The 15,149-nt window shown below is 71.2% G+C and carries 12 protein-coding genes; 3 read left to right on the forward strand and 9 right to left on the reverse strand.

What is annotated here, in order from left to right; genetic code table 11:
- The 3 genes from CIK77_RS17135 to CIK77_RS17145 all read right to left on the reverse strand — a co-directional run.
- Positions 1 to 846 (reverse strand): PfkB family carbohydrate kinase (locus CIK77_RS17135; RefSeq protein ID WP_114347295.1); only part of this gene is annotated, 846 nt, incomplete at its 3' end.
- A gap of 154 nt (positions 847 to 1,000) precedes the next feature.
- Positions 1,001 to 2,206, reverse strand: a complete 1,206-nt coding sequence (locus CIK77_RS17140) for a glycosyltransferase (protein WP_087054157.1) — start codon at positions 2,204 to 2,206, stop codon at positions 1,001 to 1,003.
- 57 nt (positions 2,207 to 2,263) lie between these two features.
- A complete protein-coding gene (locus CIK77_RS17145) occupies positions 2,264 to 2,911 on the reverse strand; it encodes a TetR/AcrR family transcriptional regulator (RefSeq protein ID WP_170934064.1) in 648 nt (215 codons plus the stop codon).
- A 156-nt stretch (positions 2,912 to 3,067) separates the two neighbouring features.
- On the opposite strand from CIK77_RS17145, the gene CIK77_RS17815 reads away from it, so the two are divergent.
- The 3 genes from CIK77_RS17815 to CIK77_RS17160 all read left to right on the forward strand — a co-directional run bounded on the left by CIK77_RS17815 (position 3,068) and on the right by CIK77_RS17160 (position 6,251).
- On the forward strand, positions 3,068 to 5,284 hold the full coding sequence (locus CIK77_RS17815) for a hypothetical protein (protein ID WP_170934063.1): 2,217 nt from the start codon (positions 3,068 to 3,070) through the stop codon (positions 5,282 to 5,284).
- A 146-nt stretch (positions 5,285 to 5,430) separates the two neighbouring features.
- The gene (locus CIK77_RS17155; protein WP_087054155.1) at positions 5,431 to 5,688 is read left to right on the forward strand and encodes a glutaredoxin family protein; all 258 of its coding nucleotides are present in this window, start codon (positions 5,431 to 5,433) and stop codon (positions 5,686 to 5,688) included.
- Positions 5,689 to 5,822: 134 nt separating this feature from the next.
- Positions 5,823 to 6,251, forward strand: a complete 429-nt coding sequence (locus tag CIK77_RS17160; RefSeq protein WP_240423572.1) for a recombinase family protein — start codon at positions 5,823 to 5,825, stop codon at positions 6,249 to 6,251.
- Positions 6,252 to 6,538: 287 nt separating this feature from the next.
- On the opposite strand, the gene CIK77_RS17165 is transcribed toward CIK77_RS17160, so the two are convergent.
- The 6 genes from CIK77_RS17165 to CIK77_RS17190 are packed head-to-tail and all read right to left on the reverse strand — an operon-like array spanning position 6,539 to position 15,143.
- The gene (locus CIK77_RS17165) at positions 6,539 to 8,254 is read right to left on the reverse strand and encodes a serine/threonine-protein kinase (RefSeq protein WP_087054153.1); all 1,716 of its coding nucleotides are present in this window, start codon (positions 8,252 to 8,254) and stop codon (positions 6,539 to 6,541) included.
- Positions 8,251 to 9,939 carry an FHA domain-containing protein gene (locus CIK77_RS17170; protein WP_114347296.1) on the reverse strand — a complete coding sequence of 563 codons (1,689 nt, stop codon included), beginning with the start codon at positions 9,937 to 9,939 and terminating at the stop codon, positions 8,251 to 8,253. The genes CIK77_RS17165 and CIK77_RS17170 overlap by 4 nt, the downstream gene beginning before the upstream one ends.
- Positions 9,936 to 10,724, reverse strand: coding sequence for a PP2C family protein-serine/threonine phosphatase (locus CIK77_RS17175; RefSeq protein WP_087054151.1), 789 nt, complete (start codon positions 10,722 to 10,724; stop codon positions 9,936 to 9,938). The genes CIK77_RS17170 and CIK77_RS17175 overlap by 4 nt, the downstream gene beginning before the upstream one ends.
- Complete coding sequence (locus CIK77_RS17180) at positions 10,721 to 11,506, reverse strand: FHA domain-containing protein (protein WP_087054150.1); 786 nt, start codon at positions 11,504 to 11,506, stop codon at positions 10,721 to 10,723. Before CIK77_RS17180 ends, CIK77_RS17175 begins: the two co-directional genes overlap by 4 nt.
- Positions 11,503 to 13,863, reverse strand: a complete 2,361-nt coding sequence (locus tag CIK77_RS17185; RefSeq protein WP_087054149.1) for a transglutaminase-like domain-containing protein — start codon at positions 13,861 to 13,863, stop codon at positions 11,503 to 11,505. The genes CIK77_RS17180 and CIK77_RS17185 overlap by 4 nt, the downstream gene beginning before the upstream one ends.
- On the reverse strand, positions 13,860 to 15,143 hold the full coding sequence (locus tag CIK77_RS17190; RefSeq protein WP_087054148.1) for a DUF58 domain-containing protein: 1,284 nt from the start codon (positions 15,141 to 15,143) through the stop codon (positions 13,860 to 13,862). The genes CIK77_RS17185 and CIK77_RS17190 overlap by 4 nt, the downstream gene beginning before the upstream one ends.
- Between the last annotated feature and the right edge of the window lie 6 nt (positions 15,144 to 15,149).

Raw genomic sequence — 15,149 nt, forward strand, 5'->3', positions numbered from 1 at the left:
GGCGATCGGGCCGGCGGCGACGCCGGCGCGGGCGGCGGCGGTCAGTGCGGCGAGTTCGAGCGGGCCGCGGCCGAGGTGTGCGGCGAACACCCCGCAGAAGGTGTCGCCGGCGCCGGTGGTGTCGACGGGGGTGACGGGGAACGCCGGCACCTGTGCGCGCTCCGACCCGAGGGCGATGATCGAACCGGATGCCCCGAGTGTGACGACCAGCGCCGGCACCCGTGCCGCGAGCAGGTCGACCGCCTCGGCCTGATCGGCGACGCCCGCGATGTCGAGAAGTTCGTGCTCGTTCACGATGAGCACGTCGACCTTGTCGAGCACGCGCTCGGCGACATCCGGGTCCGTCAGCGGCTCCGAGGGTGCGGCGTTCAGCACGAACAGCGCGCCGTCGCCTCGTGCATCGGCCGCCGCCTCGACCAGCTCGACCGGCACCTCGAGCTGCGCGGCGACGACATCGGCCGCCGCGACGATCCCGCGCTGCGCGTCGTTCAGCGATGTCAGCGCGCCGTTGGCGCCGGCGACCACGACGATCGCGTTCTCGGCGTCGTCGTCGACGGAGATGAGGGCGACGCCGCTCGGTTCGGCGACCGTCGCCAGGCCGGACACATCGATGCCGTCGGCTTCGAGCCACGCGCGCAGCTGCCCGCCATCCGGCTCATCGCCGACCGCGCCGATGAACGCCGCGTCCGCTCCCCCGGCGCGCGCTGCGCCGACGACCTGGTTCGCGCCCTTGCCCCCGCCGCCGCGCGACGAGCCGGTCGCGAGCAGCGTCTCACCCGGCCCCGGGATGCGCGGAACCCGCGCGACGACATCCATGTTGACGCTTCCGACCACGGCGATGCTCATCGTCCACTCCCTCTGCGCCGGGCGGCGCACCCGTCCATCCTGCCAGCCCGCCGCCCGACACAACGCAGCCGCCCTGCCGCGGACTCATCGACGCCCGCCCGCACACGCCGCCGGATCGGCTGCGCTGTGTTCGGAGCCCCGGCCGAAGCGCGGCTCACCGTTCCCGGTCGATGCTCCGGATGATGCGCAGCGCACCGGTGTCGGCGACGAGCTCGCCGGAGCGGGCCGCCTCCTCGACGCGGTGCACGGCTTCGACCCGGTGGTCGGGCTCGACCCTGCGCGGCCGGTAGACCACCAGCGAGTGGAACACGAACCGCGCCAGGAACGCCACCGCGAGGGTGATCGCGGTGGCGAAGGGGCTGGAGATGTGCCAGGTCTCCACCAGCACCGCCATCACCGGGATCCGGATGGCGGCCTCGACGTTGTTGAAGGCGAACGACGTCGCGAAGCGGCGCCAGAATCCGGCGGCCCTCGATCGCATGTCGTGGAAGACGAAGCGCTCCTGCAGCAGGAAGTTCGCCACGATGGTGATCTCGGCGGCCGCGATCGCCGCCCACAGGTAGGCGGCGCCGGCCTCCGTCAGCGCCCACACGATGGCGATGTTGGCCACCGCTCCGATGGCGCCGATCAGTGCGAACACCGACATCTTGCCGAATCGGAGCCGGGTCAGCTGGCCCAGGAAGTGCACGCCCTGCCGCGCGTTCGCCTTGGAGCGGCCGTCGCGTCGGCGCTCGAAGCTCATCGGCACCTCCGCGACGCGCAGATGTGAGCGCACCAGGATCTCGAGCAGGATCTTGAATCCGTCGGGGCGCAGCGCGTCGAGGTCGACGCGCCGCCTGTCGACCAGGAAGAAGCCGGCCATCGGGTCGGTCACGCTCTGCAGCCGCACGGGGAACATCGCCCTGGTGATCGCCGTCGACGCCCGCGAGACCCACACGCGCATCCGGGTGCCGAGCCCTGCGAGGTCGCCCCCGCCCGTGTAGCGCGATGCGATCACCGCGTCGGCGTCGCCGCGTGCGTGCCGGTCGAGCAGCGTCGGCAGCACGGCCGGCGGATGCTGCAGGTCGCCGTCCATCACGATGCACACGTCGTGCGCCGCCCGTCTCATGCCCTCGACGACCGCTCCGCCGAGACCGCCTGCACGATCATCCGGCCCGCGGTGCACGACCCGAACTGGGAGCGGCGCGTCAGCTGCGACCCTCGCGATCTCCTCAGGCGTGCCGTCGTCGCTGTCGTCGACGAACAGGATCTCAGCCTCGCGCCCGTTCAGGGCCGCCGCGACCTGAACGATCAGTTCGGCGGCGTTGCCGCGCTCATTGCGCGTCGGCACGATGACGGTCGCCGCGGCCTGACTCTGCACCCGCCCATGTTCGCACGGGTCGCTGAGGCGGTGCTGGCCGGGCCGAGCACCGTCGGTTCAGTCGCGATCGCCCTGGTGCGCCAGTCCGGTGAGGTCGTCTGGGGTCATCGGCTCCGACGGCAGCGGCGGGCGGGCCGCGCCCTCGGGGCGGAGCGCATCGAGCACGTAGGCGCGCATCCGGGGGATCAGGCGGGAGCGCTGCGGTTCGGCGACCGTGGCGAGGTCCGCGACCATCGTTGCGAGCATGGCGATGTCTCCGACCTCGGCATCGTCCCGGATGTCGCCGGAGGACTTGGCGACTGCCACGGACTCCGCGACCTCGGCGGCCCATCTGCCCATCCGCAGCTCTTCCGGATACAGCCTCGACACTCTGGCCGAGATCCGGCGCGACACCGGCTTGTGCACGGCCAGCCGGATGGCGCCGTCCATGAAGGAGAGCAGTCGCGGCATGCCGGGCTCGGCCTCGAGCATCTCCTCTCCCGCCTCGTCGAGCCTGGCCTGATTGCGCCGGTAGATCGCGAGGAACAGCGTGCCGCGGTCGGGGAAGTGCCGGTAGACGGTGCCGACGCCGACGCCCACGTCGTCTGCGATGCGGTGGAAGCCGATCTCGAGCCCTTCCTCCTGGAACAGCTCTTCTGCACGGTCGAGAATGCGTTCGCGATTCTCCGCAGCGTCGCGGCGCTGCGCTCTTCCCTGGTTCGGCACCACCCCACTATGCCACTGCTCCCCGCGTGTTCCCGGGGCTTGCGCATGGCGTGCCCGCGCACGCTCATCCGGCATTCGAGCCTCCCCTTTCCTGCACACCAGGATCTCGGTACAGTAGCTTACCGGACAGAGAGTCCGTTTTCAGAGAGGATCAGGATGTCGGTTCGGAGACGATGGGGGCGCTTGGTCGTCGCCGCGGCGATCGCCGTGGGCGCGGCGCTGACGATGTCTGCACCGGCCAGTGCTGCAGGGATCACGCCGGGCGCTGTCCCTTACATCGACGTGCCGTCGCCGGACGGCACCGGCACCTATCTGCTCCCGAACGATGTCGATGCCGACGCCGAGCTGAGCTTCTCCGCGACCGCCGAGGTCGCCGAGGGTGACTTCCCCATCCTCTTCGAAGTCGTCGCCATACTGCCCGGCGGTGCGGAGCAGTCGATCTGCTCCGAAACGGAAACCGAGTGGGGCGGCGACCCGACCACCTATGTGCTCTGCTCCGACAACACGTTCTCCTCGACGCTGCCCACGGCGATCGCCGTCGAAGCGCGTCTGACCACGAACCACGACGCGGCGGACCCCGGCCAGCCGACCGCCGTTGCGGCGTACCCCGACGTGATGATCCTCGCTCCGCCCGAGTACACCGACTCCGGCGGCGCAGAGATGCGCTACCCGGAGTTCGAAACGGACACCGGCACCCTGACGGTGTCCGGCACGAAGGAGCCCGGCCTCGGCATCACCGTGCACGACGGCCGGCTCGATCGGGACAGCGACGACGGCGGGGAGCCGCTGTGCGTCGACCTGACGCCTGGCGCTCGCGAGTGGTCGTGCGAGCTGACGCTCCCGGATAACACGGTGGACACGCACCTCATCAGCGCGCGCCAGGTGCCGATCTCGGCCGACAGCCCGTTCCTGGTCAACTCGGGGTACCGCTGGGCCGTCGTGGAGCGAATCCCCGTGACGGACCCTGAGCCGGATCCGGATCCGGATCCGCCAGCCGAACCCGATCCCGACCCAGACCCGCCAGCCGAACCCGACCCCGAGCCCGACCCACCGGCCGAGCCCGACCCCGAGCAGGACCCACCGTCCGAGTCAGAGCCCGACCCCACCGCTCAGCCCGACGCGGAGCCCACGCCGCCGTCCGGCCCGACCGACGAGCCCGACGCGCCCACACTCGACGAACCTGACCCGGACCTCGCATCGAACGACGACGATCCCGCGCAGGATCCGCCCCTCGATGCCGACGGCGACGAGGAGACGACGCAGGACGCCCCAACCGAGCAGAATCCGGATGACGCAGGCGAGGAGTCGCCCTCATCCGACGACACGTCACCGGCGGCGGCGGATGCCGCAACGACGGCCCCGCCGATGTCCGCGTCGGATGAGCCGACAGAGTACGGACACGGCCTGCCGACGCTCCACGACATCCTCGCGAAGCCGATCGGCGTCGTGGTCCCTGCGATCGCCACCGCGATCGGGTTCCTGTTCCTCGTCGCGATTCCGTCCGAGCTGCTGTACGGCACGCTGCGTCAGAACTACACCAGACTCGCGTTCCTCCCCGCGGCCCTGCGCCGCAGGTGGACGGCGTGGCGTGCACGCCGCTCCCCCCGCTGGCGTGTGCTCGTGGCACCCGCGATCATCCTGGCGGGTGCGCTGATCGCTTCGTTCGCCGACCCCGCGCCTCCTACCCCGGGTGCCTCGCTGCGTCTGTTCCTCGCACTGATCTGCTCGATGACGCTGATGAATGTGCTGGCCGTGCTGTCCGGCCGATGGGCGGCTGGCCGCATGGGGCTGCCCACGCGCGTGCTGCTGATGCCGGGGTTCCTGCTGATCGGCGCCGTCGGCGTGCTCGCCTCCCGCATCTTCGACATGCATCCGGGAATCCTCTTCGGCATCCTCGCGATGTCGATCGTGACCGCGGCCGTGAAGAAGAGCCAAGCGGGTGTGCTCGCACTGATCCTGTGCGGCGGCTTCATCGTGGCCGGCGTGGTCGCCTGGCTGCTGTACGCGGTGATCGGCGACGCGCTGTCGGGCTTCTGGGGCGAGTTCCTGCGGGAACTGCTCACCGCCGTCGCGGCCGGAGGCATCGGCTCCATGGTGGTCGTGCTGCTGCCTGTGACGTTCATGAGCGGTCGAGACATCTTCCTCTGGTCCAAGCGCGTCTGGGCGCTCGTCTACGCGATCGCCCTCGTGCTGTTCGTGCTGCTCGTGCTTCCGCTGCCCGACTCGTGGCAGGAGTCCGCCGGCACATCACTGCTGTGGCTCGCCGCATTCGGCGCGTTCGGCGTGGTGTCCGTCGGGGTATGGGCATGGTTCCGCTTCCGAGCGCCCGCCAAGGGCGTGTCTCATAATTCCGGCCGTAGCGAGCATGGGTGATGTGTGCCGGATCGCTAGGCCGAGGAGGGAGGCGATGCCGTAGCATCGTCGACCGACGAGAACGACGCGAGCCGGTGCACAGCACCCAGCGCAGTAGGTCGCGAATTATGAGACACGCCCCAGGCGAACGCGGGTAGCCTGGAGTCATGACGACTTCCTCGCAGATCCGGATGTTCGGTGCCGAGTGGTGCCGCGACTGCCGCCGCACCAAGGCGCAGCTCGACGAGCTCGGCCTCGACTACGAGTACATCGACCTGGAGGCAGACGCTTCCGCCGCTGACGTGGCGAAGGAGATCTCGGGCCGCACGCAGATCCCCGTGGTGGTGTACCCCGACAGCTCGCACCACGTCGAGCCGACCAACGCCGACGTCGAGACGAAGCTCAAGGAGCTCTCGCTCATCTGAGCCGAAACGAGACGGCCGCTGGTTCCGGATGTCCGACATCCGGAACCAGCGGTCGTTTCGCGCGTGTGGGGCACCGGGTGTTCCCCTCGGCGCCTGTTTCACGGCAGAATGGGCAGTGACGGAAGGTGGCCAGCGTGCCAGATGCAGCAGAGACGAGTCCGCTGAGCCTGCCGCATGAGGCGGCGGAGTGCCCGAAGTGCTTCGAGGAGCTCCAGCGCGATCGCGACTGGTGGCAGGCCAAGCCCGAGGGCGCGCGCCTGGTGGGTCTCGTCGTCGCGCGCGACGACCTGCCATCCGTGGTCGAGCAGCGCACCGAACTGACGCGCTTCGGCGTGCCGATCGACGGCTTCCGCCACCCGGCCCCCGACATCCTGGAGTCGTGGGAGACGAGGCTGGACCGCCTGTTCAACACCCTGACATCCGGTGACGTGCTCGTCGTCGCCGACCTGCGCTCGCTCGGTCGCGATGCGTCAGAGGGCGCGCGCACGGTCGCCGCCCTCCGCCGGCACGGCATCATGGTCAAGGTGCTCGGCCACAAGTCCCGCCACCTCGAGAGCGCGTAGCCGCCCGCAGCGCGCGCCGGGCTCCGGGCGCGTGCAGCGCAAAGCGGAGGACGGAGTCGACCACCAGGTCAACGACGGACGACAACACCGCAGCGCGCGTGCCGGGTTCCGGGCGCGTGCAGCGCAAGGCGGAGGACGGAGTCGACCACCAGGTCAACGACGGACGACAACACCGCAGCGCGCGTGCCGGGTTCCGGGCGCGTGCAGCGCAAGGCGGAGGACGGAGTCGACCACCAGGTCGGCGACGGACGACAACGCCGCGATGTGCGTGCCCGGGGCCCGGCAGGTCAGCTGGCGCAGGTGGTGGCGGCGGGTGAGGCAACCCCATCCGCGCGGACGAGGTAGACCTCGATGCAGGTGGGCACGGGGTCGGCGGGGACGGTGACCGAGGCCTCGCGGGTGTCGTGGAACTCGATGGGGGATCCCGGCTCGTCGATGCCCCACTGGTACGAGTCGCCGTCCTGCGGATCGGGGTTGCTCCACGAGAAGGTCGCTTCGTCGCCGTCGATCTCGGCGCTCAGCTCCGCCACGGCCGGCGGGGTCTCGGTGACCGGGTCCTGCGGCTGAACCGTCGGGTCGGCCTCGGGCGGCTCATCGCCGAGCAGTGCGGGCAGGGCGAACACGGCAACGGATACCAGGCCCGCGGCCAGGACCGCGCCGCCGAGGACCCACGGCCACACCGGCCGGCCGCGCTTCTTCGCCGAGCCCGCCGCAGGTGCGCTCTGGAAGCCCCGGATTCCCGGCGCGTGGGTCGCTCCGCCCGGCGCCGATGCCGCCGCAGCGCCGACCTGCGCGGCGAAGGTCGGCACGGATCCTCCGACGCTCGGCGACGGGATCGTGGCGTCGTCGAGATCGTCGACCCCTCCGGTCCAGATGCTCGCGGCGAGTGCGCCGTTCTGGCCGTACGAACCTCCGATGCCCGCACCGGTCCCCTGCTGCTCGGGGCTCGTGCCGGCCGTCCGCGCGTCCCCCACGGGCTCCGCGCCTGGTCTGCGCACCACGGTCGCGTCGTCGATCGGCCCCGCGACCTCCGCCGTCGCCGCCGACGGCCGCGTGCCCTCGACATCCGGCTCGATGTTCATCACGGCCCTCACCCTGGTGAGGCCGTCGTTCTCGTCGTCGAGCTCCTCTGTGGGTGCATCATCGAGGATGTCGATCGGAGTCACGGAGTGCTCCAGCTCGATCTGCACCTTCTGCAGCGCCCTGGCGAACGCCACGGCCGTCGGGAATCGGTCCTCCGGCCGCTTCGCCATCGCGCGCACCAGTGCTGCCTCGAGCGACGGCGGCACGTCCGGGCGGTCGATGCGGCGCACCGGCATCCGCTCGGCGCGGTCGATCAGTTCGGCGCTCGAGTTGCGCTGGCCGGGAATCTCGAACGGTGCCCGCCCCGCCAGCAGCGTGTACACGGTGGCAGCCAGCTGATAGACGTCGGTCTCCGGCCCGTTCCGCGGCGGCACGGCGAACGATTCCGGCGGCGACCACGGAATCGACATGCCGGCCGCCGCCTCCGCGGAGCCCGCGTTCGACGCGATGCCGAAGTCGGTCAGCGCCGGCCGGTTGTATTCGGTGACCAGCACGTTGGCTGGCTTGATGTCGCGATGCAGCACGCCCATCCGGTGCGCTGTCTCCACCGCCGCGATCACCGGGATCGCCGTGCGCAGCGTCTCAGCGACCGAGAACGGCGCGCGCCGGTAGCGCAGCTGCAGGTTCGGGCGCGGACAGTGCTCCATCACGATGTAGGGGCGCTGATCGGCGCTCATCCCGGCCTGCAGAATCGTCACGATCGCCGGATGATTCGACAGCATCGCCATCACGTTCGCCTCGCTGGCGAACTGCTGACCGGCCGATTCCAGCCGATCCGGCAGCAGCACCTTCACCGCGACGCGGCGCTTGGGCATCTGCTGCTCGTACAGGAACACGTCGGCGAACCCGCCCGATCCCAGCAGCCGGATGTACTCGAAGCCTGGCAGCTGGGGAGGGGCGGCGGGCGGCCGTTTGGTCACGGCAGCCCCTGGAACGTCACGGTGATGCCCTCACCGACGTCGAGCGCGTCGCCCTCGATCAGAATCGTGCGCTCGCCCGGGTGCAGTCGCTGCGGGTCGCCGTCTCGGTAGAGCAGGGTGCCGTTGGTGGAGTCGAGATCGGTGACCATCGCCACGTCGTCCTCGATCTTGATCTCGATGTGGTTGCGCGAGATGTCGTGCATCGGGCTCGCCACCGTGATCAGGTGCGGCACGTCCTCACCGACCGAGCGCACCGACCGCGGCCGGCGCCCGATGAGCACGGGCCGGTCGAGCGCCACTTCGGCGCCCGTCGACAGCCGCACGCGCGCCGGCGGGCGGGCGGCTGCCTGTCCAGCAGGGGTCGTCGGCGCAGGCGGCGACGCCTGCGCTCCTCGTCGCATCGCGGCGATGTCCCCCGCAGCGATCGTGATGCCGTCGTGGTCGCCGTCCTGCTCGCCCTGATTCCGGATGGCCGCAAGCTCACCCGGGAGCACGGTGTTCCCGTCGTGATCCCCCAGCTCCGACGAATCAGCGGGATCCGGATCGCGCGGGGCAGCGGGTGCCGCCTGTTCCGGCGCGCGCACGATCGGCTGCTCCGGCACGGCAGGCTCCGAATCGATCGCGTCTGCCGCGGCCTCCGCTGAGGGGCCTTCCCCGTCCGGCACCTCGTCGCCGTCCGCACCGTCGACGCCGATTCCTGCGGCCTCCGGCGCATCCGCCTCGGCGAAGCCGCCTGCCACCGAACCGATCCCGGCTGCTGCGCCGTCGGCCGATTCGTGCTCGCTCCCGCTGTCGAGTCCGCCGCCTGGGACGGCTCCGGCCGCTCCGGGCACGCCCGCCGTGGCCCCGAGCCCGCCGACCGCGGCGGCACCCGCCGCCGTCAGCGCGACGCCGGTATCTGCGGCACTCCATCCGGATGCTCCGGACCCGCCGTCGACCGCCGGCTCCGCGCCGACCGCCTTCGCGTCGTCCGGTTGTTGGCCGCCCGCGCTTCCCAGCTCATCCGGAGTGACGGTCTCATCCGGTGCCGCGCCCTCATCCGGCGCGGGGGTCTCGTCCGGCGAGCCTGACTCATCGGAGCCGGCCGGGGCGCCGAGCATCTCGTGGTCGTCGTAGACGCCGTCACCGTTGACGTCGACCGGCAGGATCGTCTCATCCAGAATCTCGTCGCCGATGCCCGCACCGTCGCCCGCCGCATCGCCGGCGTCCTCGGCCGCTGCCGTCTCGCCGGCTTCCTCGGCCGCGACATCGCCAGCGACCGCGGCCTCCCCTGTGACCTGGGCGGCGACCACCTCGATCTCGACGCTCGCGACGCCCACGACGCCCCCCAGCAGAGGCAGCGACGGGTTCGGCGTCGCCCACCCGAGCGCGACCGACACCAGCTCTGCGCCCGCCAGCTCGGCCGCGCCGTCGGAACCGGTCACCGTCTGCGACTCGATGCCCCCACCGGTGACCACGGCCTCGCGATCGCCGCGCACGACCACGCGCACGCCAGCGACGTCGCCGGCGATCAGCACATGGTCGCCGACAGAGCCGAGCAGCTCGTCGAGTTCGTCGCGATCGCCGTGCAGGGCGAGCCAGGCGCGGTCGAGCATCTCCGCGGGCGTCGTCGGCGGCAGCAGGACGGCAGTGTCCTTCGCGACGATCAGGAACGCGGGCCCCGGGGTGTAGCGTGCGCGAATCATTGCTGTACCGCCTCTCGCGGTTCGGTAGCAGAATCGACGGATTCGTGCGCGAGGGTCCCCCGCACCGAGAGTGCATCGACGACCACGGCCGTGATGTTGTCGCGGCCGCCGTTCGCGAGCGCCTCGTGCACCAGTATGAGGGCCGCCTGCCCCGGTTGGGGAACTTCCCTCAGGATCTGCGCGATGCGCTCACCGGGAAGCTCGTTGGAGAGGCCGTCGGTGCACATCAGCATCCGCTCCCCCGCAGCCGCGGGAAGCATCCAGTAGTCGGCTTCGGCCACAGACCCCGCACCCATGGCGCGCGTGATCACGTTGCGCCGGTTGTCCCGCCCCGCCTGCTCCGGCGTGATGCGCCCGCTGTCCACGAGCTCCTGCACGACGGAATGGTCCACGCTGATCTGTTCGAGTTCGCCGCCGGCGAGCCGGTAGATGCGCGAATCGCCGACGTTGATCGCCAACCAGTACCCGAACCCGTCGACCTCGCTGACGAGCACGCCGGCGAACGTGGTTCCCGCGCCCTTCTCCCGATCGCCGGAGAGCGCGTCGACCCTGCCCCTGGCTCGGTCGTACGCCTCGCGCGCCTCGTCGATCTGCACGGACCCGGTGCCGACGAGCGACGCGAACGACTCGATCGCCGTCGCGGAGGCGATCTCGCCCGCGTCGTGCCCTCCCATGCCGTCGGCCACGGCGAACACGGGCGTCGAGGCGAGGTACGCGTCCTCGTTCAGCGATCGCTTCGCGCCGACGTCGGTGGCGGCACCGCTCACCACGGTGATCGGTCTCATCCGGCTCGCCCCCGGAAGGTGACGGTGCGATCGCCCATCTCGAGCACGTCGTTCGGAACCAGCTGGACGCGCTCTCCCGGCGTCGCGACGATGCGCGCTCCGCTCCGAACGATCGTGACGCCGTTGGTCGAGTGGCGGTCGGTGAGCCACGCGATGCCGCTCTCGACGACGACCTCGAAGTGCGTCTTCGACAGCGACAGCGTCTCGTCGCGCACCGCGACGACCGCCGCGCCGTCCTCCTCGGCGGGGTTGCGGCCCACGATCACGCGACCGTCCAGCTCGAGACCGGTGCCGTCGTCCCACTCCAGCGCGGCGGCCGCCCCTACGCGCACGACCGTTTCGCCGTCGACGTCGTCGTCTTCGGGGGTCGGATGACCTGATGCACGAGGCATGTCCTGACCGGCGACGGCCGGTTCTGCGGCTTCCGTCGTCGCCGGGGCTGACCGCTGCGGCGGATCCTGAGTGATGCCGGGCACGTAGTCGATCGGCGGTGACGACGATGCATCGTCACCGTGCGCGGCGAATCCTCCTGCCGACTGGCCGCCTTCCGCCTGCGCGGTCGGGGCCGGCCCGACGGCGCCCTCGTTCTGGCCGCCAGCGGACGACGGACCGGCCGCATCGCGCGACACCGGCATGTTCGGATCATCCGGCGCTCCCAGCGGCCCTGCAGCGGCGAGCGCGTATGGGTCGACGGGCACCTGCGCGTACGCGGCGAACGGACGCTGCTGCGCCGAGGCGGCGTACGGTGCACCGGGGTTTCCTGGGTTGTGCGGGGTGCTCATCTGGCGCCCTCCTCTCGTGCCGAAGCGAGTCGTTCGCGCAGCGAACGCATCCGGACGGACAGCTTCGAGCCGTGCGTCAGTGAGGCCACACTCATGCGCGCCCTCATCCGCTTCCAGAATGATGCCTTCTCTGCCAGCGCGTCGACCACCTCGTCGACGTGCTTCCAGTATTCCTCGATCTCGATCGCCGGTGGGTCGCCCGGCCCGAACACCGACGCATCCGCCCGCACCGCGAGGGGCGTCATCCTCGACTCGGAGAGCGCATCGCCGACGGCGGTCGCCTCCTCCTGCCGTGTCTGCCCCATCGGCACCGCCGCGCCGTAGTCGGTCGCCCTGTCCATCAGCTCTTCCCAGCCGCCGGCGACCCGGTCGGCCGGGATCGGCGCACCGTAGCGCTTGCGACGCCTTGCCCCCTTGAGCAGCGCGATGATCACGAACGGGCTGAGCAGCAGCATCAGACCCAGCAGCGTGACCCCGGTGATCGTCAGGACGAGCCAGAGCACACCCCAGACGGCTGCGCTCTCCTCCTCCTGCTCCTCCTCATCCGGGATCAGCGGCGGCAGATCGGCCGGCTCCTGCGGCGGGGGCGGCGGCTGCACGACCTGCGGCTTCGGGTCGGGCTTGGGCTCGGTCGTCTCCTGCTGCGGCTCCTGATCCTCAGGCGGGGTCGGGTCGAACGGCAACCAGCCGTAGCCTTCGAAGGCCACCTCCACCCACGCGTGCAGGTTGTCGCCTGTGGCGACGAAATCTCCGGATGCCTCGGTGCTCGGAGCCTCGTCCTCTTCCGCCTCGGGCGAGGGCGCCTGGTCGTGGAACCCCATCACCACCCGTGCGGGAATGCCGACCTCGTTCGCCATCAGCGCCATCGCAACGGCGTACTGCTCGTCGTCGCCGACCATCTGCTCGTTCTCGAACAGCGTCTGCATGCGACGGGCGCCGTGGCCAGGCAGCGAATACGCCTCGTCGGCGAGCCCATGGCTGAAGAAGCCGTGCTCGCTCAGCTCCGCCTCGAGCGCCCGCACCCGCTCGATCGGCGTCTCCGCCTCGGCGATGGTGTCGGCGGCCGATGCCGCGATCCCCTCCGGCACGTTCTCTGCCTGCGGCACCTCGACCTTGCCGAACGGCACGTCGGCCAGCGTCGAGTCCGCTGGGATGTCGGGGTTTACGGCGTGCACCGTGTAGCGATCGCCTTCGCGCAGGCCGGCCTGCGTCAGCGCGGTGCCGGTGTTCGCGTTGTAGTAGGCGGAACGGCGCAGCTCCTCGGCGCGCGGGCCGGCGAAGTCGATGCGGTCGACATGGCCGGCATCGGGCAGCCACACGTCGGCGTATTCGCCGATCGTCACGTCGAACTCGACGTCGTCGCCGCTGCGGCCGGCCGCCATGTCGCTGCGGAGGTGGGTGAAGTCGCTCGAGTCGGCCGAACCCGTGTCCGAGACGTCGTAGACGATGCCGTTGTAGGCGTCCATCACGCCGAGCCGGATGCGCACGTCGTCCGGCAGCCCGCCCTCGACGGTGAACAGCGCCTGGTCCTTGTAGTCGCGCACATACAGCCGGTAGGCCTGCAGCGGGCTGGGGTACTGGTGCACGTCGAAGGGAGGAACGATGTGCTCCCGGATGACGTCGCGGGTCAGGTTGCCGGGGATCAGCGCGTTCGCGCCGGCGCCGAGACCCGCGGCGAGCGCCAGCACGACGCCGCCGGCGACGAGCCTGCTGCGACCGCGGCCGTGCGCGCCCCGCTCCGCGCCTGCCTCGAGCGAGACGGCGCTGTGCGCGGGTGCCCATGCCTCTCGCAGCGCGAGCCATGCCACGACGACGACCACCAGGCAGATGCCCTGCACGAGCGGCAGCGACTCCTCGAAGGTTCCGAATGCGATCTCCGTCGCGAGCAGCGCGCCCAGCGGGATCAGCGCCCATCCGGATGTCCGCAGCCGCAGCGCGAGGCTGGCCGCGATCACCGTGGCGACGAGGGTCGCCAGGAACGGAACCAGCGCGTGCCCGTCCGTCATCGAGACGGGGGTCACGCTCGTCAGCAGCGACTTCCAGCTCGTCACCGCGCCGGTCGCGAGCTGCGCGAAGGTGTCGAGCGTCGGAACGAAGCCGGCGATCGTGGTGTGCGAAAGCGCGAGCGGCCCGCCGAGCAGGAAGTACACCGCGACGGTGAGTCCGGCCAGCGACAGCACGCCGAGGCGGAACCTGGCCCCCGCCGCGGCGATGCCGAGCCCGAGCACGGCGGCTCCCGCCCCCGCCACGAGGTATCCGGGGCCGGTGAAGGTGGGCCACCAGCCCACCAGCGTGATGGCGACGAAGACGGCGACGGCCGAGAGATCGACGACCCAGCGGCGCGGAGAGAGCGTCACGACAGCACCCTCCTCACGGTCGGGGCCAGGTCGTCGAGCGTGCCGATGGTGACGACGTCGGCGTCGCCGATGCGCCGCAGCGCGGGTTCCGCGCCCTCGCTGGTCATGATCACCAGACACCGTGCCCCGTGCGGAATCCGCGCGCACGCCTCCCGCAGCTGCGCCGTCGTCACCCGCCCGCCGCACACGATCACCACGACGCTGGCCAGCGGCAGGTCGGCACTGATCCTCTGCCCGAGGTCGCCGACGCCGCCGTCGCGGGCGCGGGTGCCCGTCACGGCGGAGAGCGAGTCGAGCAGCCGTCGCGAGTTCGGCGGCTCCGTGTCGGCCTCAGGCGTGCGCAGGTCGACGGCGAATGCGTCCTGCAGCGCGCGCACGCCGACCGATCCCACGGTCGACACGGCCAGTTCGAACTCGTCCGGTGAGGCGTATTCGGCCGATGCGGTCGACAACCCGAGCACGAAGTGCGACCGCCTGGTCTCCTCGTAGGTGCGCATCATCATGGTGCCGGTGCGCGCGGTCGAGCGCCAGTGCACGTGGCGCAGGTCATCGCCCGGCTGGTACTCGGTGAGCGCGTGGAAGGCGATGTCGTCGCGCGCGATCACGGTCGAGGTGAGGCCCTCGAGATCCCGGATGTGGCCGAGCGACTGCCCGACGAGCATGGTCGTCTTCGGATGCACGTAGAGCTCGACCGGCTCGTTGCGCGAGTCGGTGCGCTCGAACAGGCCGAAAGGATCGCCGCGCACGATCGAGACGGGGCCGACGCTGAGCACCTGACGGCGCAGGGTCGGGATCGTGAACAGCTCCTCGGCCTCTTCGCCCGGCGCCATCCGGCCGACGCCGAACACGCCGCGACCGCTGCCGACGGGAAGCACCACGCGCGACGGCAGGATCGCGCGGGCGCCCGTGTTGCGCAGCAGCAGGGCGCCGTGCGCCTTCTCTCCGACGACGACGCGTGTTCTGCTGAGGTCGAGCTCGACGTCGTAGCTGCTCCTGCCGATCAGGAACAGCGCGCTCAGTGCGATCACGACGGTCAGGATGACGGCGGCGAGGATGATCTCCCGCCATCCCCACCACAGGCCGGCGACCCACATCGCCGCCGCGATCGAGACGACGACCCAGCCCGTCGGCCGCACGACGGCGGCCACCCGCAGCGCCCACGCACCCGCGACGCGCAGCGCGTGCAGGGCGACGGCGCCGTAGCCCGCGACGTCGCGCTGCACGTCCTGCCGCCCCGCCGTGGCTGGCAGGACGGGTGCGTCGGTCTGGTCGGTCGGCATCGGCTC

Origin of the sequence: Microbacterium sp. JB110, assembly GCF_003335195.1 — a bacterium.
Classification (GTDB): domain Bacteria; phylum Actinomycetota; class Actinomycetes; order Actinomycetales; family Microbacteriaceae; genus Microbacterium.

Coding starts and splice junctions, on each gene's coding strand:
- CIK77_RS17815 (WP_170934063.1), top strand. CDS start 3,068: ATGTCGGTTCGGAGACGATGGGGGCGCTTGGTCGTCGCCGCGGCGATC.
- CIK77_RS17170 (WP_114347296.1), bottom strand. CDS start 9,939: ATGATTCGCGCACGCTACACCCCGGGGCCCGCGTTCCTGATCGTCGCG.
- CIK77_RS17155 (WP_087054155.1), top strand. CDS start 5,431: ATGACGACTTCCTCGCAGATCCGGATGTTCGGTGCCGAGTGGTGCCGC.
- CIK77_RS17175 (WP_087054151.1), bottom strand. CDS start 10,724: ATGAGACCGATCACCGTGGTGAGCGGTGCCGCCACCGACGTCGGCGCG.
- CIK77_RS17190 (WP_087054148.1), bottom strand. CDS start 15,143: ATGCCGACCGACCAGACCGACGCACCCGTCCTGCCAGCCACGGCGGGG.
- CIK77_RS17180 (WP_087054150.1), bottom strand. CDS start 11,506: ATGAGCACCCCGCACAACCCAGGAAACCCCGGTGCACCGTACGCCGCC.